Origin of the sequence: uncultured Litoreibacter sp. (assembly GCF_947487515.1) — a bacterium.
Taxonomy (GTDB): Bacteria; Pseudomonadota; Alphaproteobacteria; order Rhodobacterales; family Rhodobacteraceae; genus Litoreibacter.
On the sequence record NZ_CANKWO010000001.1, the window covers coordinates 157,818 to 180,778 of the forward strand.

Genomic DNA, 22,961 nt, shown 5'->3' on the forward strand with positions numbered 1-22,961 from the left:
ATTATGTCCGAAAATTCTCAACAAGAACTCGCCGTGAAGATTGCTGGAATGCACAAGTTCTACGGCACATTTCACGCGCTCAAAGATATCAACCTTAATGTCGCCAAAGGCGAACGTTTGGTGATCTGCGGGCCGTCAGGCTCGGGTAAATCCACGCTCATCCGCTGTATCAATGCACTCGAAGAGTTTCAGGTTGGCTCCGTCAACGTGCTGGGCACAGAACTTGACGACGATCTGGAAAACATCGAAGCGATCCGGCGCGAAGCGGGGATGGTCTTTCAGCATTTTAACCTGTTTCCCCATATGTCGATCTTGGAAAACTGCGTACTTGCCCCAATGATCGTGCGCGACATTCCACGTGCCGAGGCCGAGGCGACCGCGCTTAAGCATCTGGAAAAAGTGCGCATTCTGGACCAAGCCCAAAAATATCCGGGCGAGCTGTCGGGCGGTCAGCAGCAACGTGTTGCCATCGCCCGTGCGCTTTGCATGGATCCAGAAATCCTGTTGTTTGACGAGCCGACATCGGCCCTTGATCCCGAGATGATCGCAGAAGTTCTTGACGTGATGGTGAGCCTTGCCGAGGAAGGGATCACAATGCTTTGCGTGACCCATGAAATGGGCTTCGCCCGAGAAGTCGCAGACCGCGTCATCTTTATGGCTGACGGGGAAATCCTCGAAGAGGCAAAACCCGACATCTTTTTTGACACCCCCCAGCATGACCGCGCCAAGACATTCCTTGAGCAAGTCATCGGGCACTAGCTGAACGTGAGAACCGCATGACTGAAGACCAAGCCCCGAGCCATTCGACACATGACGCCGAAGAAGACGCGCGCAATGACGCGATCAAAATCTACGTGAATGGGCAAATCGTGCCCAAGGCCGAAGCGGTTGTATCGGTGTATGACAGCGGCTTTATGCTGGGCGATGGCATGTGGGAAGGGATGCGGCTTTATAACGGGCAGTGGGCGTTCTTTGATGAACATATGGACCGCTTGTTTAACTCCCTGAAATCGGTGTCGATCCAATTGGACATGACGCCTGACGATATCAAAGATCTGCTGAACCGCACCGCCGCCGCGAATGACATGACGTCAGATGCGCATTGCCGGTTGATGATCACCCGCGGCCGCAAAACCAAGCCTTTCCAACATCCAGGTCTTAGCAAATTTGGCCCAACCGTGGTGGCGATAATCGAACACTCAAAGCCTGCCGAAACGCTGCTGAACAGCGGCATTCGCTTGGCGTCTGTTCCGCAGGTGCGCGGTCTGCCGATGAGCCAAGACGCCAAGTACAACAGCCACTCCAAGTTGAACTGCGTGATCGGGTGCCTTCAGGCCGAACAAGCCGGCGCGGATGAGGCGCTGATGTTGGACCCGCATGGTTTTGTGAATACCACGAATGCGTGCAATTTCTTCATCGTGCGTCGCGGCGAGGTTTGGACCTCGACGGGGGACTATTGCATGAACGGAGTAACCCGCCAAAAGGTCATCGATCTGTGTCTAGCAAACGGTATTCCCGTCAAAGAAAAGAACTATTCCCTCTATGAAGCCTATGGCGCGGATGAGGCGTTTTTGACCGGAACCTTCGGCGCGCAAACGCCTGTGGCAGAGATCGATGGCAAGCCCATCGGCGCCAAGGTTGGGGCAGGGCCGGTGACGCTGAAAATTCGCGCACTTTACAAAAAGCTGGTCGCTGAAAACGTAGCTGCGCAAAAGGCAGCAGGGGCGTAAATCTACGCCGCGGGGGCGCCTGACTTTTGAGGGGGGCAGGCCAAATCAGTCAAAGCCTGCCTTGCGCATGTAGTTCTTGCGCCAACCGCTGGGCTCTGGGGTCTCCGGCTTCCAAGGCAAAGACGTAGGCATGTGTCAGGTAGAACCCTTTGGCGACCTCCGTCTCCGCTTCCTCAGAGGCCAGAGTGTACAACCCGATCAACGCCGAGATGTCCCCCGCCGCATGGGCCGCAAGCAGCTCTGCATCGAGGCTCATTCCGCCGCCGCCACCTGCGATCCAAAGTGATCTAGAATCCGTTGTGCCACCCACGCATGGAAGCAATGCGTCGGGCCGTCCATCGCTGGGCTAAAGCGCCCCCCGTCAAAGCCCGGCCCGTAGCGCCCGCGTTGCATGCCCTCAACCACAAAGATGTCTTCCTCAAACACCTCTTTCCACAGCGCAGTGTTCTTTGCGCGCATGGCATCATCAACCGTCTCTGCCGCGTAGTAGATATGGACGTGCTCCAGCGTTTCATTGATCGATTTGGGCTCGAGGATGATGGCATAAGCATGGTCTCGCTGGGCTGCCAGCAGGACATTTGGATAGACCGCAATATATTCCGCACCTTCGTCCCACTTGTCGCTGAGGCCCTGAAAATCCGGAAATCGTGCTCCATCAGCGCCCTCAAACTGGCGATACACCAAGGTGCCTTGACCAGAATATTTGTCTGGCTCGATAATGTTGTAGTGGTCTTCCAGCCGCGAGTAGCTGTTCAACCCTGGATGCACCCAAGGAAGGTGGTAGCTTTCGCAGTAGTTTTCCACGGCCAGTTTATAGTTGGTCTTTGCCGATAGCTGAAAGCAGCTGTCAGCCCCTCCGTGGTACATGGGTTGGTCGAATTCGGACCAACGGGCCATCAGCTCTGCGTGAACCTGCTCAAAGGGGGCGGCATTGCCAAGAATGTTCACAAAGACCACATCGCGCCAGATGTAGGAGGGCACCTCGATCAACCCCATGGTGGTGTTTTCCAATGCGGCGTGATGGTTCATTCCCGGCCCCCCGACATGAGGCGTGGCCACCAGTTTGCCTTTGGTGGAGTAACACCAAGAATGATAGGGGCAGCGGATCGCGCCTTCGATCTTGCGAGGGGCGTCGACCAAAATCATCCCGCGGTGACGGCAGGTGTTTTGAAAGACCCGCAGGATGCCGTCCGTGCCACGGATCAGCAGCAAAGGCAGGCCCAGAAACTCAACTGGTTTGGCATCGCCATTTTCTGGAACATCCGCGCTGACTGCCAATCCTGCCCATGTGCCAAACAGAACGGCTTTGTTTTCTTCCGCAAAGCGCGCCTCATCCGTGTAATGCGCATTTGGAAGGCCTTTGGCTTGCTCAATCGGTGCTGTAACGACGTTCAGGTCTGAAAACATGTGGTCCTCCATCGGTTAGAATTTCCAACAGGGTTCCACATTCGGGGCCTCGCCACTTGTATCACCGCGACACAGAATGCCTTACCGCGACGAAGCCGCGGAATGGTGCCGAATGCGCCAATAACGATAGGAGGGATCTTGCCATTCCCAATATCAGGGGCTTTTTCGGCGGAGGCGTGCTGGTGATTTATTCAGCAACCGGCAGTGTTTAGCCCGAAGTGAGCGTTCCTCAACAACATGCTGCATCCGGTAAGCCGGTCGTTCATCACAGGCTCAAGGTCCGCAAATAGGCGACCTTGGCTTCAATAAATGAAGTCAAATTTTGAAACGACCAAATGGAGAGACTTCAATGAAAACTGCTCTTATTGCACTGGCAACTGCTGCGACCGTAACCGGAACACTGGCATCCGCAGCGGTGGCGGATCTGGACAGCGACGGCGATGGTGTTGTGTCCTTCACCGAGATGCTAGCGGTCTATCCAACCTTGACCGAAGAAGGCTTCAGCGCAGTAGACACCAACGGTGACGGTGTTGTTGACGCGGAAGAATTCACCGCAGCTACAGAAGGCGGCCTAATCCCCGAGGCCTAAGCACGCCGCAAACATTCATCCGCCGCAAAATCCCAACCCACGCGGTAGATGAAGCGCGCCCCTGTGACATGTCGATCTGCCTTGATGCACAGGGGCGCGCGTTTCTGGTGGGTTATTCTTTGCCGCGCGACAAGGCCGCAACGCCTGTGCGGGCTTGCTCGATCAAACCAAGTGGGCGCATCAGATCGGCGAAGGCGTCGATCTTTTCGGAATGTCCGGTCATCTCAAACACAAAGCTTTCCAAAGTGCTGTCCACGACATTTGCACGGAAAATTTCAGCAAGTCGCAGGGCTTCGATACGGTCATTTCCGGTACCTGCAACTTTGAACAAGGCCAATTCGCGCTCCACGCTGGCGCCTTCCTCGGTCAGGTCATGGACGCGGTAAACAGGAACCATCCGCTCCAACTGCGACTTGATCTGCGCGATGACAGCGGGGGTGCCCGTCGTTACCACCGTTATGCGAGAGCGGTGGCCTTCATGATCAACCTCCGCCACGGTCAAGCTTTCAATGTTGTACCCGCGTCCCGAGAACAGCCCAATAACGCGCGCCAGAACACCGGCCTCATTGTCGACAACACAGGCCAGTGTATGGCGCTCGATGTAATCGCCGTTCGGGTCTTTGAGGTCATAGGCAGAGTGCTTCGATGTGCCTTTTTTGATCTTCAGCGGGGACATGGCGGTCTCTCTTTCTACTTCTATCGTATGTCGATCACAGGAGTGCCGGAGCTGGCCGGATACCCTGCGGATGTTAGCAATGTAAGGCGCGTCGGGTCTTGCGCCTGTTTGGTGAGGCAGGTGCGGGACGGCTTGATCGTCACCGGTGCACCTTCAATTCGGGTTTCTTGGGCGAAATGAAGAACCAATGCGTGCCCATCGGCATTTGTGGCTGTCACGGTGTAACTTTCGTCCAAAGGTTCCACACAAACCTCAGCGGCCTGTGTGAAACGCAATTCTTGTTGCCAGACGTCCTTGTTCAGATCGAAGTCCGGCACCATAGCAGGGGGCAAACTGGCCGCGAAAAGTGAGGTGACCCACTCCCACATGGGTTACACCATGACCGCACCAGAGGACCCAATGGCGTCTTCGCCGGTGTCCTCGCCCATCAACATCTCATTATGCGGGGCGCCTGAGGGGATCATCGGGTAGCAGTTTTCGTGCTTCTCAACGCCGCAATCAAAGACCACGGGGCCGTCAAACTTGATCATCTCCATGATCGCGTCATCCAGATCGGACGGGTCTGTGCATTTGATGCCTTTTGCTCCGAACGCCTGCGCCAAAACAACGAAGTCGGGCAGGGCTTCGGACCATGAATGGCTGTAGCGGTTGCCATGGAGCAGTTGCTGCCACTGGCGGACCATGCCCAAGCGCTCGTTGTTCAAGATGAACTGCTTGATCGGCAGGTTATACTGACGTGCGGTGCCCATTTCTTGCATATTCATCAACCAAGAGGCCTCACCAGCCACGTTGATCACCAAAGCATCGGGATGAGCCACTTGCACACCCACAGAGGCAGGCAGACCGTAGCCCATCGTGCCCAAGCCGCCAGAGGTCATCCAGTGGTTCGGCTCCTCAAAACCCAAATACTGAGCGGCCCACATTTGGTGCTGCCCGACCTCGGTGGTGATGAAACGGTCTTTGCGATCTTTGGTCAGGGCTTCCAACCGCTGCAACGCATATTGCGGCTTGATGATGGTTTCAGAGTTTTTGTAAGAAAGGCAACGCTTTGCGCGCCATTCTTCAATCTTCTTCGACCATTTGGCCAAGCCTTCTTTATCTGTCTTGCGACCACGGGATTTCCAGATGCGCAACAGGTCTTCCAACACATGGGCGACATCCCCGACAATCGGCACATCCACATGGATGATCTTATTGATCGACGAGGGGTCAATATCGATATGCGCCTTCTTCGAGTGGGGTGAAAACGCGTCAACGCGACCAGTGATCCGGTCATCAAAGCGTGCCCCGATGTTGATCATCAGGTCGCAATCATGCATCGCCATATTGGCTTCATATAGCCCGTGCATGCCCAACATACCCAGCCATTGCGGGCCGGACGCAGGGTAGGCACCCAATCCCATCAGCGTCGAGGTTACCGGAAATCCGGTTTCTTTGGCCAGCTCACGCAGCAAAGCCGTTGCACTGTCACCTGAGTTGATCACCCCGCCGCCGGTATACAGGATCGGGCGCTCGGCCTTTTCCATCAGCTCGGCCAATTCGGTGATGCGCTCAATGTCGCCCTTTACCTTAGGGGAATAATGCTTGGTGTGGGCTTCCTTCTTCGGGGTGTAGGTCCCTTTGGCGAATTGCACATCCTTTGGAATATCGATCAACACCGGACCCGGGCGGCCACTGGTGGCCACGTGGAACGCCTGATGGATCACGTCAGACAGCTGGTCGGTATCCTTTACCAGCCAGTTGTGCTTGGAACAGGGGCGCGTGATGCCAACTGTATCCGCCTCTTGGAAGGCGTCATTGCCGATCATGAATGTCGGAACCTGACCGGTCAAAACGATCATCGGGATGCTGTCCAAAAGGGCATCCGTCATACCCGTTACGGCATTCGTGGCCCCGGGGCCGGAGGTCACAAGAACAACACCGGGCTTGCCGGTGGAGCGTGCGTAGCCTTCGGCGGCATGTGTGGCGCCTTGCTCGTGGCGCACAAGGATGTGGTTGATCTTGGATTGCTGAAAAATCTCGTCGTAAATCGGTAGAACAGCGCCACCGGGGTATCCGAATACTGTGTCCACGCCTTGATCAATCAGGGCTTGAACCACCATCTCCGCGCCGGTCATTTGCTTGTTTGCCATCGTGCTGTCCTTAACTAATCCGTCTTTACATCTGCTCACAAAAAAGCCCCCGATCTTGGCGGGGGCGCATGGTTCCTATTATGGAGTGTCGCTATCGACCCATGCACCGTTTGACTAGAATGACGACTACATCGGCCATGCCGCTGCTCCTTCGTGAGTATTTGGTGACATTACCAGTCGATTCAGGGGGGTCAACAGGCAATCGGGTGAATTTTATGTCTCTGGACGTATTTATCTTGTATTTATGTTGCGCCAAACCGCAAAATGACGACATGAAGCAAAATTGGAGGGCTGAAATGGCCGAAATGCCCCAAATCACACCCTTCGTTATGTGTGCCGACCTGAAGGAAGAGATCGCGTTCTTTGAAAACCGGCTGGGATTCACTACCGGATTTGTGGCGCAAGACGGGTTTGGATATGCGTTTCTTCGGCGTGATAACGTGGCTGTCCGACTGCTGACGAAACAAGCGAACCTACACGACGAGAGGCGCCAGCAGATGGTTTATATTGACGTCGACGACGTGGATGCGCTGTGGGCGGAGCTTGAGCCAAGGCTCGCCGATCTGCCAGAGGGACGGATGCGCGCGCCGTTTAACCAGACGTATAATCAACGCGAGTTTCACGTGATTGACGAAGGGGCTTGCCTTTTGATGTTTGGCATGGCCCATCCTTACCCAGATTACAACTAAGAGAGAACCATGGCAAAAACACGCATGATTCACGAGTTCGGCATGGGGACATCGCTGCGCAGGCGCGACTATACCGAAGCCGCGTCGCGCGCCATTCGCGATGCGCTTTGGCATAATTCCGTAAGTCTGGCCGAGGCTTTCGGGTTCGAGAAATCCGACATGATTATTGATGTGGAGATCGGCGCACAGATGCCGGACGCAGTTGATACTGATGCTCTTTTGGAGATTTTCCCATATGGCCAACCTTCCATTACAGTCACCCATGGCGGCCTTGATATACCCAAGCCTGATGGCTCTGGGGTGACGGTGGTGGTCAATGCGGCGATTGTGGTCAGCTTCGATATGGAGGCCGCATGATGGAGCACCGCATTATTTTGGAAATGGGGACGGGCAATGACCTCTATGGTCAGGATTACACCAAAGCCGCCAAGCGGGCGATACAGGATGCTTTGCATCACTCCTCAATCGTGATGTTCAAATCGCTCAACATTCCACATGAAGACATGCGCGTTCAGGTCACGATCGCCGTACAAAAGCCCGAGCTTTTGGACATCGAAGCGCTCACTGCAGAATTGCCGCGGGGCAGGGCGCAGGTCACCGGAGTGTTGGGAGGACTGGATGTTCATGACAGCGACAACGACCAAACCCATGTGATCGCCACGGCTGCAATTGAGGCTTTCGTGCCAATAGACGCCTCGAAGTGGACGTTATCAACGTCAAGCTAAGGCTCGGCTTGATGTGATTTAGAAATTGAATAGCCAACAAAGAGGTCACCATGCCCACCCCAAAACCCGAAGCCGGACACATTCTTGAACCCTTGACCTTTCCTAAACTTGGAGGCGGTGATCTGACAGTTGGCGGGCCAAGCGAACGCTGGACGCTGCTAGTTGTCTACCGCGGCAAACATTGCCCCAAGTGCAAGACCTATCTCAACATATTAGAGGGCATGCGCGACCAATGGGACGATGCGGGCTTTGAGATTGCAGTGGTTTCCGCCGATCCGCTTGAGAAAGCCTCCGCAGATGCCGCAGAATTTGGCTGGGGGTTCGATTTGGGCTACGGCCTGACCGAAGACCAGATGGCCTCCCTTGGGCTATATGTCTCGGAGCCCCTGTCGGCAGCCGAGACATATAGCCGGTTTGCGGAGCCGGGGACATTCGTTCTTCGCCCCGATGGCAGCTTGCTGCTGGTTGCAATTTCAAACGGGCCAGCTGCGCGACCGGATCTTCCGGTTCTGCTGGACGGTATGATCTTCACCAAAGAGAACGACCGCCCCCCGCGAGGCACTGTTTAGAACGCCCCCCCAGCTGATCCACCAGATGCGCACCGCCCGACGTTTGGGCGGTGCGCAATTCATTTCAGCCTAGGTCAGGACGCGCCGAATTTTTGGCAAGCGCGACAAGATCAATACATCCAAGCTCAGCACTGCCAGAAGCGCCAGTCCAGCCAATGGAAACGCCATTGAAACGGCCAGCCCAACCACAACCGCGCCTTGCCACAACGGAAGTTCTTTCGGCAGTGGCGGGGCCGACAGGCGGCCTGCGCGCGACGGGCGACGCTTCCACCAAAGCACCAGCGAGCTGACGCAAAGGAACAAGACCGAAAGGCAGACGATGGTGTTGCCAGCACGCTCCATAGCCCCAAGGTTCCCATATGCAATGCAATGCCAACCGCCATTGCCTTGCCCGCCAGCGAGTAATCCGCATAGCGCACATCCGCGAGTATTTTGCCGCTATACTGATCGACGTGAACCGTGCGGTCGGACATCGGATCAGTGCTATCGGTATTCATGGAGTCGCGGCTGAGCGTCCAGACACCCGACTCGCCTTTCGGGACATTGAGCTGATATCGCCCGTCAAAACCAATGGATCGCGCAAGGGCATCGATTGTGTCCATTGTCACCACTCCCGTCGTCACACCAGTGGACCCCGCATCGCTGCCCGAGGCAGGCATCGGTGTTTGCTCCAACGCCCATGGCACCTCGCGCTGGTCATGGTTCATGCTGGCATGTATGTCTTTGGACAAGGGAACGTCAGACCACTTTTGCGCGGGAAACTGGCTCCAAGCTTGCACAAACTTGCCGCCCCAAACGCCGGCCCACGCAAGACCAGAGATCAAGAACAGCACCAGAAAGAAGGACAACCAAATGCCGACAACCCCGTGAAGCGATTTCCACATCGCCCGACCTTGGCCGAAACGCGGGATCAACGCCATGCGCCAGCCGGATTGGCGAGGCCACCACATATACAATCCCGTGGCGACAAGAACCAAAGACAAAGACGCCGCGACTTCGATCATCCGGTCACCGGTCACCCCGAGCATCAGGTCGCTATGGATAGCATCTGCAAAGTCGTACCAGCCGGTGCGGCGCGGGTAGGTTTCGATCACGGTTGCTGTGTAGGGGTCCACCGCGACCATTGTGGCTTCGCCGTCGTGATCAACACGAAACAAGGCGGCGACATCGGGCGTTCTGGGGGCGACTATTGCTTCAATGTGCCATCAGCTATGGCGGCCACTGCGGCGTCAGCCTGCATTGATACGGGTGTCAAACTCTCTTGGAGGGTGACTTCGGTGCGCTCTCCGTCGCGCCCGTCAATCCACGCGATCCATAGCATCAACATGCCGGTGATCGCCAAAATGGCCAAAAAGGGGATCACGAATAATCCAGTGTAGAAATGCCACCGCCACGCGGCGAAATAGAGTTTATTGACGCTGCCCGCAGGCGGCGTGTTGCTGTCTTGAATTGTCATCTGATGGCTCCAAGCCGATGTGCCCCGCCTATAATTTAGGGGGGAGATAGAGGTTGATTTCGAAAGAGGGAGATCAGGCTTGGAGAGGGGGCGCGCGTGACAGGCGGTTCGGATCAAGCGAGGTGGAGTTTCTGAGCAATTTGGCGACAAACGACAGTTTGCGCGTTTGACCAGTGACGACTTCGGGCAAACATGAAGAATGGCCCACATCAATCATGGAAGCGTTTAGCCGGCAGGTCTCGCATTTGACGAGATGGGGTTGGTTTGGATCACCATTCGCCCCGCAAATGTCACTCAGAACACCCCCATTGGCCAGATAAAGCGCAAGCTCCGGTGACTGTGGGCTTTGGCCATTGTTATGCGTAAAGCCGGAGCTCGCGAAGGCAATGATCAGCGCAAGCGTCGTCAGCAGTCGGCCAAATATGGACAATTGGAATCGCATAAGCCGATCGATAGGCGAAAACACCACGCAGGGCGAGAGGACAGATTGCGCCGGTCGACGGAAACCAGTTCAGCTAGAATTCGACGCCCGTTCCCTGCAAGACCCCATGCTCCATCGCATAGCGTGTCAGCCCAGCAGTGGAGCTAATACCCAGCTTTCGTTTGACGTTTTTGCGATGGGTTTCAACGGTATGGACCGAAATCTCCAGCTCCATCGCGACCTCTTTGTTGGACTTTCCTTGCGCCAGTTGCAGCAAGATCGTTTGCTCGCGGGCGGTCAGGGATTCGCGCCCGTCACGGCTTTTGGGATTAAGCGACGCGGAGGCCCCGTTGCACAAGAATGTCTCGCCGCGCATGACAGCTTGAATAGCGTCATATATCTTTTCTGTCGGGACATCCTTTAGCAAATACCCCCGCGCACCATGCGCCATCGCGGTCGAGACATATTCCGGTGCATCATGCATGGAGAGGATCAAGATGCGGATATCGGGGTTCTGCTCCAACAGTATCTCGGTCGCGGAGAGCCCGCCCAATGTGGGCATGTTTAGATCCAACAAGATCACATCAGGGGACAACTCGGCCACGCGGTCTACGATCTGCTGACCGTTGCACAGCTTGTCCAACACCTCGATGTCGTCATAGCTGCTGAGAATGGCGCAAATACCGTCGGCGACCATCGGGTGGTCATCGACAACGACCACTTTTACTACATCATTCATGCGGATTTCCTCAAGTTACGGCCTTCGGTGGTGGAATTGCCCTTAATGGACAGCAGGTGGTTGAGCGGCACAGATGCCTCAATGATGGTTCCACTGGCGTTGGACGTGATTTTCAGCGTCCCATTGAGTTGATCCAGCCGTTCTTGCATATTGCGCAGCCCAAGCCCACCAATGGCTTCGTTGGATTTTTGGTCGGACAGGCCCACACCATTGTCTTGAACTCTCATTGTTGCGCCATTGCGGTGGCTGAAGACATCGATGGAGACATGCGTGGCCTTTGCGTGGCGCTCGGTGTTGGTGAGGGCCTCTTGCGCGATGCGGTACAGCGCGATCTTGGCATCCTCATCCAGCAGGTTTCGGAACACAATTGTCTTGAATTCTGTTTCGATCTTCGTGCGGCGGGAAAACTCGTCGATAAGCGACTTGAGGGCGGCTCCCAGTCCCAAATCATCCAAAATGCCCGGTCTTAGATCTGCCGAGATGCGGCGCACCTCGTGAATCGTATCATTGAGCCCCGCAATCCCCTTATCCAAACTGTCGGACGCCATGGTATCCCCTCCGACAACACGTTTGCGCGCAAGCTCCAACGTGTAGCGGATGCCAATGAGCAACTGGCTGACACTGTCGTGCAATTCACGGGCCACACGCCCGCGTTCTTCTTCTTGGGTATCGATAATGCGCTCGGTCAATGCGCGCAGTTTGACATCGGCCAAGCGCCGTTCGTGCAAGTTCAGCAAGACGCCCGCAACAAAGACCGCGGTCAATGCAAGGATGGCAATCAACACGATGTAGACAAAGGTCTTGTGTATGCGCGCTTGGGTTTCCGCCTCGGCGGCCGCAACGGTGCTGAGAACATCATCGATGAAAATCCCCGTGCCAAGCGCCCATTTCCAATCTTGCAAGCCGACCACATAGGTCACCATGCGCGCATTTGCATTGGTGGTGGGCTTTGCCCAATCATAGGTGTGATAGCCGCCGCCCGAGCGCGCAGTGTCGATGATCGTATCCACAACCGGAACACCGTTGACGTCCTGAAGGCCTTTCCAATTCTTGCCGATCAAAAAGGTCTGGCGAGGCGACACCAAGTTGTTCCCGTCATAGTCATACACAAAGAAGAACCCTTCTTGGCCATAGATCATGGCGCTTAGAATTTGGGTCACTGCCAGTTTGGCCTCTTCGTCATCGGGGGCGGCATTGCCATAGATCGAGCCAATGGCGGTGCGGGCAAGCGAGAGGTAGTTTTTCAGCTCGGCGCGTTTGGCCTCGATAAGCTGGAACTTCAAGGCGCGGATTTCACCTTCGGCCAGCTGCCTGGACTGGATCGTCACCACGATCGATATCGCCGCCACGGCCAGCACAAGGGGCAGGGCCGTGAGCAAGAAAATCTTTTGGCGATAGGTCAACGCGATACGCGACCAGATGTTTTGCCAGCGGTTCGACATGAGTTTACCGCTCCTCCCTGCGGCGGCGACCATAGGATGCGTCAGCATTTTTGGGGCGTCAATGCGACGTCGCGGCCCGATTTGGTTAAAGTTTTTCACCAATCTACCCAGCGGTGGGTATTTTGGTTCTCAATTTCCATGCGTAAAGTCCCCACACTTGAAACGATCTATCGAGTCGCGGGGAGAACTCCGCCTTGATGATACCTTTGGGAGGAGACACAAATGGATCGTCGTTCTTTTTTGAAAACATCCGCACTTGGCGGCACCGCCGCTGCAGCCACAACAACGCTCGCAGCACCAGCTTACGCGCAGGGCAAACGCACCCTGACGATGGTAACAACTTGGGGCCGCGGCCTTGCGGGCGTGTTTGATGCGGCTCAGCACGCAGCAGACAACATCACAGCAATGTCCGACGGCAGCCTGACCGTAGACATCAAAGCTGCTGGCGAATTGGTTGGTGCATTCGAAGTGTTCGACGCTGTGACCTCCGGTCAAGCTGACATGTACCACGGCGCAGACTATTACTTTGTAGGCCAGCACCCTGGGTATGCCTTCTTCACATCGGTCCCATTCGGTATGACCGCGCAAGAGCTGGCAAACTGGTACTACCATGGCAATGGCGCAGCAATGCACGACGAGTTGGGCGAAATCTTCGGCCTGAAATCCTTCCTCGCAGGTAACACTGGCGCACAAGCTGGCGGTTGGTTCCGTAAAGAAATCAACGGTCCAGAAGACTTCAACGGTCTGAAGTTCCGTATGCCAGGTCTGGGCGGCAAAGCCCTTGGTAAACTCGGCGCATCCGTGCAGAACTTGCCAGGTTCCGAAGTGTACCAAGCCTTGGCATCCGGCGCGATTGACGGCACCGAGTGGATCGGCCCATGGGCGGATGAGAAAGCTGGTTTCCAAGAGATCACAAAGACTTACTACACGTCCGGCTTCCACGAGCCAGGTGCGGGCTTGTCGATTGCGACAAACCGCGAGGTCTTCGACTCGCTGTCTCCTGCGCATCAGAAGATCATCGAAGTGGCGTCTGCTGAAACCCACCAGTGGAACCTTGCACAATACCTGAACAACAACGGTTCTGCGTTGCAACGTCTGCAATCTGCTGGTGTGAAAACGCTGGAATTCCCAGACAGCGTTTGGGATGCCTTCGGTAAAGCGTCGAATGAAGTTCACGCTGAAAACATGGGCGACGAGCTGTATAAGAAGATCTTCGATGACTATACCGCATCGATGAAAGCGTCTTCTGCTTGGATCCAAAAATCCGAAAGCACCTACCGTGGTCAGCGCGATCGCGTGAACGGGTAACATCAGCTTCACCCTGTAGGGTGCTGATTTAAATACAGTTTCGCCACCTTCGACATTGAATGGTGGCGAAACACCCAATCTGGTCGCCTCGGGGATGTTGGCGGCAATCGACACTTTCGGGGGGCACATCATGCTAGACGCCATCGTCTGGTTCTTCACCAATATAGCAATGTCATTTTACAACCTCGCCTATGCGATCACGCATCCGGCGCAGTGGTTGTCATGGGTTCCTCACATTAACCAATCCTTGCCGACCGTCGAGCACAAGCAGTCGTTGATGTATTTCATCTACTATGGTGCTTCGGTCGAGTTCTTCTTCGTGGTCTTCACCACGTTTCTGGTTCTTTTTGCCATAGGCTTATGGCGCAATTCTTTCATGTGGGGCTGCGTACGCACCTTCGAGGGGATTGCAAATTTCACCGGACGCCTTGCCGCATGGGCGGGCTTGCTGATGGTGTTGCAACAGATCATTATCATCTTCATGCAGCGAATTTTCGCGCGGGCCGAAATCTCTATGGGGTTTGGGATCAGTTTTTCCAAAGACGTAAGCTGGTGGGCCGAGGAGCTGAAGCTCTATAATGCCCTCGTCGTGACGTTATGCGTGACATATACATTCGTGCAGGGCGGACATGTCCGCGTTGATCTTGTCTATTCTGCGGTAAGCTACCGCACCAAAAAGATGATCGACATGGTGGGCAGCTTGATATTCATGATGCCAATCGCGGTGCTGACATGGCTTTACGGCTGGTTCTTCATGTGGCGTCATCTGGTGGTGCCGAACCCTTCGGCCTCCGACAAGCTGGACAAGCTTCTGCTCAAGGCGCGCGCATTGCGCTGGAACATCGAAACCATCGGGTTTTCGCCAAACGGCTTCAATGCCTATTTCCTCTTCAAAATCTTGCTGTGCACCTTCACTGCCTTGGTGTTCTTGCACGCGGTATCCTTCTTCATGCGCTCCTTCCTAGAGCGCAAAGAAGGGCCTGAGAGCGAAGGCAAATACCTTGATAAAGACAAGCTGGGCGACGAAGACGCCGAGCTGGTCGCAAACATACACTAAGGGGCGCACTCATGCTTTTCGGATTAGATGGCGTCGAAATCGGCCTTATCATCGTTTTTCTCTGCCTGTTCGGCGGGATCTTGTCGGGGTTTCCGGTGGCCTTTGCCATCGGGGGTGCCGGTGTAATTTCTTTCTCGATCATCGCGGCGTTGGACACGGGCGGCTTACTGATACACCAAGCCATTGATGCAAGCTCTGCGGAATATGCCGCATTGATTGCCGAAGGGGTGAAGGCCGAAACCATATCATCCTTTAGATATCCCGATCTGCCCAAACTGGCAGAGCCGGTCTTTGTCAACGGTTGGGAAACCGCGCTCAATCGTAATGTTTCCTTCATTGTGAACCGGATCAACGAACGTGTGCTCGCCGGAGCCTCCATCGAGACCCTGCTGGCAGTGTTGATGTTCGTACTGATGGGCATCACCTTGGAGCGCTCGAAGATCGCCAATGACTTGCTGACAACGATGGCGCGCGTTTTCGGGCCATTGCCAGGCGGTTTGGCTGTATCAGTGGTTCTTGTGGGGGCGTTCCTTGCGGCATCCACCGGTATCGTTGGGGCCACAGTGGTTACCATGGGGTTGCTGTCCTTGCCGACGATGCTTCGCAACGGCTATTCACCGGAGCTTGCAACAGGGGTCATTGCGGCTTCTGGAACCTTGGGGCAAATCATCCCACCTTCGATCGTGATCGTCCTGCTGGGCACTTTGGCGGGGGATTTATACTCTGCCGCGCAAGAAGCCCGCGCGCAGGAAGTTGGTTGTTCTGATGCCTTGACGTATCTGGGCGAGCCGGCTGTGGTTTCCGTCGGGACTTTGTTCCAAGCTGCCTTGGTTCCTGGCATTATGCTGGCGCTGCTTTATGCGCTCTATGCCTTTGGCTATGCGATCTTGAACCCGACCAAGGCGCCCGCCGTTCAATTGGGTGAAACCAATGGCGAACCTATTCGGAAATCCGAGGCGTTGACATGGTTCCTATTCGCCCCAATCGGGTTGGTTACAGGTCTGATCTTGATGATGCAGGTCAACATTATCGGGTCCCAAAACTTCCATGTGGATAGCTTCTCTGACGCGGGGCAAACCGCCTCGCTCCGCACGAATGTGTCCGAGCAATGTGCCGGCGCCATGCTGGAGTTGCACGGCCAAGAGGCTTGGGACATCGCATTGGCAGAGCAAGCCACCATCGACGCCGCAGGCGGGGTGGAGCAATCTGTAAAACTCACCGAGGAAGAGCTGGCAACCGCCATCGATGCCAAGGTTGCCGCAGCCGCACCGATCGGCACCGGCATTTCGGTTGGGCTGCTGTTGATGGCAATGATGATTGTCGTTGCTCGCGGAGTTTCAATGTCGTCGAACACGGTGCCGTTGATCGTGGGCGTTGGTGGCATCTTGCTGACAATGCTGATCGACACATTGTTTATTGCCCCCACCACTTCGCCGGGCATGACCTTTGTTTTGTTGGCCGTGCCACTTGGCTTGATGCTTTATAGTGCGAAATATGCGGCGGGCATCCTTGGGCGCAATGATCTGATCCGCGTGGTGTTTCCACCGCTGGTTCTGATCGTCGCTGTTTTGGGTTCCATCCTTGGCGGGATCACGAACCCGACACCGGCGGCGGCACTTGGGGCAGGGGGCGCTATCATGTTGGCTGCTTACCGCAGGTTGCAAGACGAAGGGCGCTCTGGCCGCATGGTGATTATGACCACTTTTGCGATCATCATCATGATCCTTGTGGGTGTGAACTTCGATTTGCGTGTGAACATTGACGACATCACTTTCGAAAACAAAATCGCCTTCTTGGTGGCGCAGGCGGCGTATCTGTTTGCCATCTTTGGCCTGCTGTTCGCCTGTTATGTTTTGTGGAACTACGGAGTACTGAGCCCCGTGGTCCGCGAAACCGCCAAGGTGACGTCGATGGTTTTCACCATTTTGATCGGATCACAGCTGTTGAACCTTGTGGTGATTTCATTCGGCGGGGAGCATTACATCCAGCAGTTCCTCAAGTCTTTCGACAGCGAGTTGCAGGTCTTTATAATCGTGATGCTGGTTCTGTTCGTCTTGGGTTTTGTGTTGGATTTCCTTGAGATCATCTACATCGTGATCCCAATCGTCGGTCCAGTTATTTATGGCGGCACGATGGATCCTAAATGGGTGACGATCATGATCGCTGTGAACCTCCAAACCTCGTTCCTGACGCCTCCTTTCGGGTTCGCACTTTTCTATCTGCGCGGTGTGGCGCCAAAGGAAGTTACGACGGGGCACATTTATCGCGGTATCATTCCGTTTGTGCTTATTCAGGTTGCAGCTTTGGGCTTGTTGGCGCTGTTCCCATCCGTGGTAACAATTTTGCCGAACCTGATTGGAAATTGATCAACCACGCCTGCCAAGATGTTTATTTTGGCAGGCGTAACAAAGGGTTAAAAAAATACCCTATGATCTCAATTTAATTGACCTGTAAGTAAACTAGGCGACACTATTCCCTAAAGCGATGTCTATAATTCGCGCCAGTATAGTAACGAGTTATTGTTTTCTTTCTTGCATTTTTTCTCCTTCATTTGCATTCTCCCGTTGGTATCCAATTGGTAGGATCAACAGTTGAATAATTCGGCACGTTTTCCAAATGCTTCACGAGCCAATATCCTTCGTGATTTAAAACCGGAAGAGCAATCTCGTTTTATCGACAGCTGTCAGCTGCGCAGCTACAAGCGTGGCTCTGTCATTTTAAATCAGGGTGATCCAACATCATATATGATGATGATTGCGGAAGGCCGCGTTGAGGTCAGCTACCTAAGTGAAACCGGCTATCAGTCCATCATTTATCACGCCTTTCCTGGTGGCGTTTTGGGGGCCGTCGAAACCCTGTCCGGACGCCCCTGCGCAGGCACCTGCAAGGCATTGGTCGACACGGCAATATTGATGTGCAAGCGCACCAACCTTTATGAAATGATGCGCTCTCCGATCTTTGTGCGAAATCAGGCGACCGATCTACACGATGTTTTGGTGCACGATAATCGCTACAAGTCGATTGACCAGTTTTTCACCGCAGAGCAGAAAATTTGCGTCTACCTCGAAAAACTTTCTGCGGGCGACGCGACTGTGTTCATGGAAAGCCAAAGCTATCTGGCAGATGTCGTCGGCTGTTCACGGCAAACCGTGAACAAAGAACTTGGCCGACTGAGACAGCAAGGCGTCATCGAGACGACCAAAACCGGTGTGCGAATTCTTGATTATGCGGCTTTGTCACGCAGGCTGGCAGAGCTGGGTGGCGGGGCCGAGCTTAGAGCCGCGACTGGCTAGGACTTCTTAAGTTCAAGTAAATCCCAACGGTTGCCCCATGGGTCGCGCCAAATTGCGACCATTCCGTATGGCTCGTCTCGAGGCGCTTCTTCGAAGAACACGCCTGATTGTGTCATACGGTCAAAATCGGTGTAAAAATCGTCAGTGTGCAAGAAGAACCCAACGCGGCCACCCGTTTGATTGCCAATGGCCGCCGTCTGTTTCTTGCCATCCGCTTGCGCGATCAGAATAGGTGTTTGCGCGTCGGGGGATGGCGCAATAAGCACCCAGCGTTTCCCATTCCCCATGTCGGTATCTTCGACCACATGAAATCCGGCACTACCGACGTAAAACGCAATCGCTTCGTCATAGTTCGGGACCACAATGGTGACTGCAGAAATTCTGCGGGTCACTCTTTGGGGGCTCGGGTGTCGGGCAGGGAAATGCGCGCAACCTGTTCCGCAATGGGATCCACAGAGAGCGGATGCGTGTCCGCCTCATAATCTTCCGTGTCGCTCATGTTTTGCCAACGACCTGCGCGGAAAATCTCCAAACCGCTAAAGCCGGCCTTATACCCCATTTTCGGAGATCCAGGCACCCAGTAACCTAAGTACACATAGGGAAGACCGGATTCTTGAGCAATTCGCACGTGATCCAGAATGATGTAATTTCCAAGGGAATTCCGCGCCCAGTCAGGATCGTAGAACGAATAGACCATGGACAATCCGTCATCCAGAACATCGGTCAGACAAGTTGCGATCAACTGCGGGCGGTCCCCCGACTTGTCCCAATATTCGACAACGCGGCTTTTCACCGGCGTTTCTTCGATCATCGCGGCAAATTCAAAGATATCCATATCCGCCATACCGCCATCTGCATGGCGCGAATCGAGGTAGCGGCGGAACAGGTCATATTGCTCCTCGGTGGCCCAAGGGGAGGTGGCGTTGCGTTCCAGCATTTTGTTGCGGCGCGTGCATTTGCGCTGACTACGGGTCGGAACAAAGTCCGCAACCCGAATTCGGGCAGAAAGGCACGCCGAACAATCCGCACAAGACGGGCGGTAGAGGACGTTCTGAGACCGCCTAAACCCTTGCTTGCTAAGAGTGTTATTCAATGTGCTGGCATGTTCCCCTTGAAGGGCCGTGAACAGCTTACGCTCGCGACGGTCATCCAGATATGGGCAGGCCTGCGGGGCCGTGACGTAAAACTGGGGAGCAATGGGTAGTGTATGACGCATGGAACCTCTGAGCAGCGCAACTGCATCCAAACCTACCAATGGCCCAGACGAGTCACAATTGCTTTTTGCCCAAGGTCTGCGAGCAGCATGAAGATCGACTTAACTGTGCCATAGTAACCACCCCGAAATTCTACAGTTTTCCAGGAGAGTTAATCGCAACCACGCCGGTAAACATATCGTGCAAGCCTTGTCCTCGCTCGGACATCAGCATCAAAACAACCGATGCCACTTGCGGGATGAAAAACGCGCTCGCGATCATGAAGCCAATGGTATGCATCGCCGCCGTTGATCCATCGAGCTGTTGGCCGTGGTGGTCTCGTAGCTCAATGTTGAAGACGCGCATCCCGAGAGTGGCGGAAAATGCCCGAATTGTACCGATACGGTAGATCAATGAGATCACCAAAAACACCAATGGAAAGATGAACCACAACAAGAACAACGGAATGCTGGCGACAACCACAGCAATTGCGCCGATGATCACGGTATCCAGCACCCAAGCCAATAACCGTTTCACCCCCACGCCATCATAGAAAGCGGGTTGCATTTTCGGGTCGGGGAGGGCGTCGTAACTGTCATTCATGGTGAAGGACATAGCAATCTTGTCTCCTGAAATTCAAGAAAGTGAAAGGGGCCGCGCCTCGGCTTTGCAAGGCGCGGTGGAGTATTAGGCGTCTTCGTCGGACTTTGCAGCCTTTGCGCGTTCGTCCATAAAGGTGTCGAACTCGGATTTATCCTTCGCTTCGCGCAGACGCTCCAGAAAGCTCTCAAAGGCGTGTTGCTCGTCCTCTAGGCGCTTCAGCATGTCAGCTTTATACGCATCAAAGGCGGTGTTTCCAGATGTTGCAAAGCTGTGCGTCCGGCGGCCCGTCAAAGCACCACTGCGACAAGATGAGTTAAACATACGTTTGCTCCATATCATATATGCAAGAAGGGCGAGGCCAACAGGCCACACAAAGATAAACCCGAACACCATAGCGGCGATCCAAGCCCCTTTGCCGCGCTCGTCTAGCCAGGCTTCAGCCCGGGCGAACCAGCCCATACGGGGGAATGTGTGGTTGGCTGTTTGGGTGGGGGTCATCAGTCGCTCCTTTATGTGAATGTTATTTACATTTACATATTTGGGGATGCAGAACCCATATTCAAGAGAAATCGCCCCAAAAAAGCAAAAAGGGGCACGGATTCCCGCGCCCCTTTTGAATTTATTGACTTAATTTTGACTAGGAAGTCAGCTCATAAGCCCGTTCACCATGGGATGTCAGATCCAAACCGGTGATTTCATCCTCTTCCGACACACGGATCGGGAAGACCATTTTGACCAAAACGACCAACCCGATGGTCACAACAGTCGTCCAGATCCCAACCACGGCCAAGCCACCCAGTTGCGCCGTCCAGCTAGCGTGACCAAAGACCGCCAGCATGATGATGCCAAAGATGCCTCCGACGCCGTGCACCGCAAAGACGTCCAATGTATCGTCAATCTTAATCACGTTCTTCACTAGGCCACACAGCTCTTGGCACATGATGCCCGCAATGGCGCCGATGATCATCGCTTCCATTGGCCCCACAGAACCGGACGCTGGTGTAATCGAAGCCAGCCCCGCAATCGTCCCAGTCACCATGCCAACCAAGGAAGCTTTACCAAAGCGGAAGCGCTCCCAAGCGGCCCAAGTGATGGAAGCCATTGCGGCCGAGATATGCGTAACCGTGATGGCCATCGCTGCACCGCCGTCTGCTGCCAATTGCGAGCCACCGTTGAAGCCGAACCAACCAACCCACAGCATTGCCGCGCCGATCATGACCATCCCCGGATTGTGAGGAGGCGTTGTTGCTTTGCGGCGTGGGCCGAGGAAGAAGGCGATAATCAAGGCCGCGATGCCCGCTGTCTGGTGAACCACGATGCCACCGGCGAAATCATTGACCCCATCTTCAAACAAGGACCATTCCGCACCAGCCAATAGGCCGCCGCCCCAGATCCAATGCGCAACCGGCGCATAGCAGATCAACATCCACAGCGACGAGAACACCATGACAAACGCATATCCGATGCGCTCAACATAGGCGCCAACAATCAGGGCAGGCGTGATGATCGCGAAGGTCATCTGGAAGGCAAAGAACAAAACTTCAGGGATAGTGCCTGATACGGTGTCCCGCGTAACGCCATTCAAGAAGGACTTATCCAAGCCGCCCCAGTAGGCGTTGCCGTCGCCAAACGCGATAGAATAGCCTGCAACCAGCCACAGGATGCTCATGACACATGCAATAGAGAAGCACTGCATGAAGACGCTGAGCACGTTTCGCGCTCGCACAAGCCCTCCATAAAACAATGCCAACCCTGGTAGGGTCATAAACAGCACCAAAGCCGTTGCGACAATTATCCAAGCGGTATCCGCTCCATTCATGGGGTAGCCCTCCGAATTTTAACCTTTCAAGGCAAAGACGCGGTGGCGGGCGCAACATAAAGAGGCAACAGCCCTGCAGGCCGCTCAAAACCTATGCAATTTCGCAATTGCCTAAATAATGAGCAGATATACGCGGGGCCGCTAGAAAACTGCGCAACTATGAAACAATAGCCCGCATCAGCAAATCCAAGGCATGATCCACAGCAGCCCGCCGGACAGCATCGCGCCCCAATGGGCCGAAGAGCTGGGTATCCGTCTGCGTTCCTTTGGGGGTGGCGATGCCAAAACACACCATGCCTTCGGGTTTGTGCTCAGACCCGCCCGGACCGGCGATACCCGTTACTGACACGGCGATATCGACCTTTGACGCGGCCAACGCGCCAGTGGCCATTTCTTGCGCAACCTGTTCGGACACAGCGCCATGCGCCGCCAGAGCGCTGGCAGAGACGCCCAACAGATCCATCTTGGCTTGGTTGGAATATGTAATGAACCCGCGATCGAGCACATCGGATGATCCGGCGACCTCTGTTAATGCAGCGCCAATCAGGCCGCCGGTGCAGCTTTCTGCAACCGCAATGCGCCATCCGCGCGCCCGCGCAGCAGCTAGGACCTGAGCCGCATCACCCATGGGCAACCCACGCGCCTATGATCACAACCAACGCCGCCAGTAGACCTGCAATCACATCATCCAGCATTACCCCAAGCGGGCCTTCTTTACGATCAGCCCAACCCACAGGCCCGGGTTTCAAGATGTCAAAGGCACGAAAGGCGACAAACGCGGTCAACACCCCGGGCCAAAGCGTCCAAAAGGAGCTGCCCGAATGGCTAAGTCCAATGGCAACCGGAAGCAGGGCGATCCATTGGCCCACCACCTCGTCGATGACAATCTCGGATGGATCATGGTCGTCCTTGCCTTTGGTCTCAACGGCGGTGACGTACCAGCCAAGAACGAACATGATAAAAGTCAGCGCCGCAAGTGCCACCACTCCGCGCCATTCCAGAATGCCCCACGCCGCGATGACTGCCGCCGCGGAGCCCCATGTGCCGGGGGCGGGACGCAGCATTCCCACATAGAAAAACGTCGCCCAAAACTTCGAGACTGAAAACATACCG

26 protein-coding genes and 1 pseudogene are annotated in these 22,961 nt (G+C 54.9%); 11 read left to right on the plus strand and 16 right to left on the minus strand.

Annotation, left to right across the window (positions count from 1 at the left end):
• Positions 1 to 3: 3 nt before the first annotated feature.
• On the plus strand, positions 4 to 759 hold the full coding sequence (locus Q0746_RS00785) for an amino acid ABC transporter ATP-binding protein (protein ID WP_298256241.1): 756 nt from the start codon (positions 4 to 6) through the stop codon (positions 757 to 759).
• Between the two features lie 17 nt (positions 760 to 776).
• The gene (locus Q0746_RS00790) at positions 777 to 1,730 is read left to right on the plus strand and encodes an aminotransferase class IV (RefSeq protein ID WP_298256243.1); all 954 of its coding nucleotides are present in this window, start codon (positions 777 to 779) and stop codon (positions 1,728 to 1,730) included.
• Between the two features lie 49 nt (positions 1,731 to 1,779).
• Here Q0746_RS00790 and Q0746_RS00795 read toward each other — a convergent pair whose 3' ends face one another.
• Positions 1,780 to 1,986, minus strand: coding sequence for a hypothetical protein (locus Q0746_RS00795; protein WP_298256245.1), 207 nt, complete (start codon positions 1,984 to 1,986; stop codon positions 1,780 to 1,782).
• Positions 1,983 to 3,137 carry an aromatic ring-hydroxylating dioxygenase subunit alpha gene (locus Q0746_RS00800; RefSeq protein WP_298256247.1) on the minus strand — a complete coding sequence of 385 codons (1,155 nt, stop codon included), beginning with the start codon at positions 3,135 to 3,137 and terminating at the stop codon, positions 1,983 to 1,985. Before Q0746_RS00800 ends, Q0746_RS00795 begins: the two co-directional genes overlap by 4 nt.
• A gap of 349 nt (positions 3,138 to 3,486) precedes the next feature.
• Here Q0746_RS00800 and Q0746_RS00805 point away from each other — a divergent pair, with 349 nt between their 5' ends.
• Complete coding sequence (locus Q0746_RS00805) at positions 3,487 to 3,726, plus strand: EF-hand domain-containing protein (RefSeq protein WP_298256249.1); 240 nt, start codon at positions 3,487 to 3,489, stop codon at positions 3,724 to 3,726.
• A gap of 112 nt (positions 3,727 to 3,838) precedes the next feature.
• On the opposite strand, the gene ilvN is transcribed toward Q0746_RS00805, so the two are convergent.
• From ilvN to Q0746_RS00820, 3 genes are read right to left on the minus strand one after another with little or no spacing between them, the layout of a single operon-like run.
• On the minus strand, positions 3,839 to 4,402 hold the full coding sequence (gene ilvN, locus Q0746_RS00810; protein WP_298256251.1) for an acetolactate synthase small subunit: 564 nt from the start codon (positions 4,400 to 4,402) through the stop codon (positions 3,839 to 3,841).
• A gap of 20 nt (positions 4,403 to 4,422) precedes the next feature.
• Entirely contained in the window at positions 4,423 to 4,770 is a 348-nt protein-coding gene (locus tag Q0746_RS00815) for a hypothetical protein (protein WP_298256253.1), read from the minus strand.
• 3 nt (positions 4,771 to 4,773) lie between these two features.
• Positions 4,774 to 6,534 carry an acetolactate synthase 3 large subunit gene (locus tag Q0746_RS00820; RefSeq protein ID WP_298256255.1) on the minus strand — a complete coding sequence of 587 codons (1,761 nt, stop codon included), beginning with the start codon at positions 6,532 to 6,534 and terminating at the stop codon, positions 4,774 to 4,776.
• Positions 6,535 to 6,749: 215 nt separating this feature from the next.
• On the opposite strand from Q0746_RS00820, the gene Q0746_RS00825 reads away from it, so the two are divergent.
• Genes Q0746_RS00825 through Q0746_RS00840 form a run of 4 tightly spaced genes read left to right on the plus strand, consistent with a single transcriptional unit; the run spans position 6,750 to position 8,517 of the window.
• Complete coding sequence (locus Q0746_RS00825; protein ID WP_298256257.1) at positions 6,750 to 7,223, plus strand: VOC family protein; 474 nt, start codon at positions 6,750 to 6,752, stop codon at positions 7,221 to 7,223.
• A gap of 9 nt (positions 7,224 to 7,232) precedes the next feature.
• A complete protein-coding gene (locus Q0746_RS00830; protein WP_298256259.1) occupies positions 7,233 to 7,580 on the plus strand; it encodes a Lin0512 family protein in 348 nt (115 codons plus the stop codon).
• Positions 7,577 to 7,948: a Lin0512 family protein gene (locus Q0746_RS00835; protein WP_298256262.1), complete on the plus strand. Its 372-nt coding sequence runs from the start codon at positions 7,577 to 7,579 to the stop codon at positions 7,946 to 7,948. Before Q0746_RS00830 ends, Q0746_RS00835 begins: the two co-directional genes overlap by 4 nt.
• A 50-nt stretch (positions 7,949 to 7,998) precedes the next feature.
• Positions 7,999 to 8,517, plus strand: coding sequence for a redoxin domain-containing protein (locus tag Q0746_RS00840; protein WP_298256264.1), 519 nt, complete (start codon positions 7,999 to 8,001; stop codon positions 8,515 to 8,517).
• Between the two features lie 69 nt (positions 8,518 to 8,586).
• Here Q0746_RS00840 and Q0746_RS00845 read toward each other — a convergent pair.
• The 4 genes and pseudogenes from Q0746_RS00845 to Q0746_RS00860 form a co-directional block, all read right to left on the minus strand.
• Positions 8,587 to 9,973: pseudogene (locus Q0746_RS00845) on the minus strand (PepSY domain-containing protein).
• Between the two features lie 73 nt (positions 9,974 to 10,046).
• A complete protein-coding gene (locus Q0746_RS00850; RefSeq protein ID WP_298256266.1) occupies positions 10,047 to 10,415 on the minus strand; it encodes a hypothetical protein in 369 nt (122 codons plus the stop codon).
• A gap of 73 nt (positions 10,416 to 10,488) precedes the next feature.
• Positions 10,489 to 11,133: a response regulator transcription factor gene (locus Q0746_RS00855; protein WP_298256268.1), complete on the minus strand. Its 645-nt coding sequence runs from the start codon at positions 11,131 to 11,133 to the stop codon at positions 10,489 to 10,491.
• A complete protein-coding gene (locus tag Q0746_RS00860) occupies positions 11,130 to 12,575 on the minus strand; it encodes a cache domain-containing protein (protein ID WP_298258003.1) in 1,446 nt (481 codons plus the stop codon). Before Q0746_RS00860 ends, Q0746_RS00855 begins: the two co-directional genes overlap by 4 nt.
• Before the next feature lie 222 nt (positions 12,576 to 12,797).
• On the opposite strand from Q0746_RS00860, the gene Q0746_RS00865 reads away from it, so the two are divergent.
• From Q0746_RS00865 to Q0746_RS00880, 4 genes are all read left to right on the plus strand, one after another.
• Positions 12,798 to 13,883: a TRAP transporter substrate-binding protein gene (locus Q0746_RS00865; protein ID WP_298256270.1), complete on the plus strand. Its 1,086-nt coding sequence runs from the start codon at positions 12,798 to 12,800 to the stop codon at positions 13,881 to 13,883.
• A gap of 130 nt (positions 13,884 to 14,013) precedes the next feature.
• Positions 14,014 to 14,940 (plus strand): C4-dicarboxylate ABC transporter permease, encoded by a 927-nt coding sequence (locus Q0746_RS00870; RefSeq protein WP_298256272.1) that lies wholly within the window; start codon positions 14,014 to 14,016, stop codon positions 14,938 to 14,940.
• Positions 14,941 to 14,951: 11 nt separating this feature from the next.
• Entirely contained in the window at positions 14,952 to 17,306 is a 2,355-nt protein-coding gene (locus tag Q0746_RS00875; RefSeq protein WP_298256274.1) for a TRAP transporter large permease subunit, read from the plus strand.
• A 225-nt stretch (positions 17,307 to 17,531) separates the two neighbouring features.
• Positions 17,532 to 18,233, plus strand: a complete 702-nt coding sequence (locus tag Q0746_RS00880) for a Crp/Fnr family transcriptional regulator (RefSeq protein WP_298256276.1) — start codon at positions 17,532 to 17,534, stop codon at positions 18,231 to 18,233.
• On the opposite strand, the gene Q0746_RS00885 is transcribed toward Q0746_RS00880, so the two are convergent.
• The 7 genes from Q0746_RS00885 to Q0746_RS00915 form a co-directional block, all read right to left on the minus strand.
• Positions 18,230 to 18,625, minus strand: a complete 396-nt coding sequence (locus Q0746_RS00885) for a VOC family protein (RefSeq protein WP_298256278.1) — start codon at positions 18,623 to 18,625, stop codon at positions 18,230 to 18,232. The genes Q0746_RS00880 and Q0746_RS00885 overlap by 4 nt on opposite strands.
• Entirely contained in the window at positions 18,622 to 19,449 is an 828-nt protein-coding gene (locus Q0746_RS00890; protein ID WP_298256280.1) for an arginyltransferase, read from the minus strand. Before Q0746_RS00890 ends, Q0746_RS00885 begins: the two co-directional genes overlap by 4 nt.
• A 130-nt stretch (positions 19,450 to 19,579) precedes the next feature.
• Complete coding sequence (locus Q0746_RS00895; RefSeq protein WP_298256282.1) at positions 19,580 to 20,041, minus strand: RDD family protein; 462 nt, start codon at positions 20,039 to 20,041, stop codon at positions 19,580 to 19,582.
• 72 nt (positions 20,042 to 20,113) lie between these two features.
• The gene (locus Q0746_RS00900) at positions 20,114 to 20,527 is read right to left on the minus strand and encodes a DUF2852 domain-containing protein (protein ID WP_298256284.1); all 414 of its coding nucleotides are present in this window, start codon (positions 20,525 to 20,527) and stop codon (positions 20,114 to 20,116) included.
• A 139-nt stretch (positions 20,528 to 20,666) separates the two neighbouring features.
• Entirely contained in the window at positions 20,667 to 21,848 is a 1,182-nt protein-coding gene (locus Q0746_RS00905) for an ammonium transporter (RefSeq protein ID WP_298256286.1), read from the minus strand.
• 157 nt (positions 21,849 to 22,005) lie between these two features.
• Positions 22,006 to 22,476 (minus strand): CinA family protein, encoded by a 471-nt coding sequence (locus Q0746_RS00910; RefSeq protein WP_298256288.1) that lies wholly within the window; start codon positions 22,474 to 22,476, stop codon positions 22,006 to 22,008.
• Positions 22,469 to 22,957 carry a phosphatidylglycerophosphatase A gene (locus tag Q0746_RS00915; protein WP_298256290.1) on the minus strand — a complete coding sequence of 163 codons (489 nt, stop codon included), beginning with the start codon at positions 22,955 to 22,957 and terminating at the stop codon, positions 22,469 to 22,471. Before Q0746_RS00915 ends, Q0746_RS00910 begins: the two co-directional genes overlap by 8 nt.
• Positions 22,958 to 22,961: the final 4 nt, after the last annotated feature.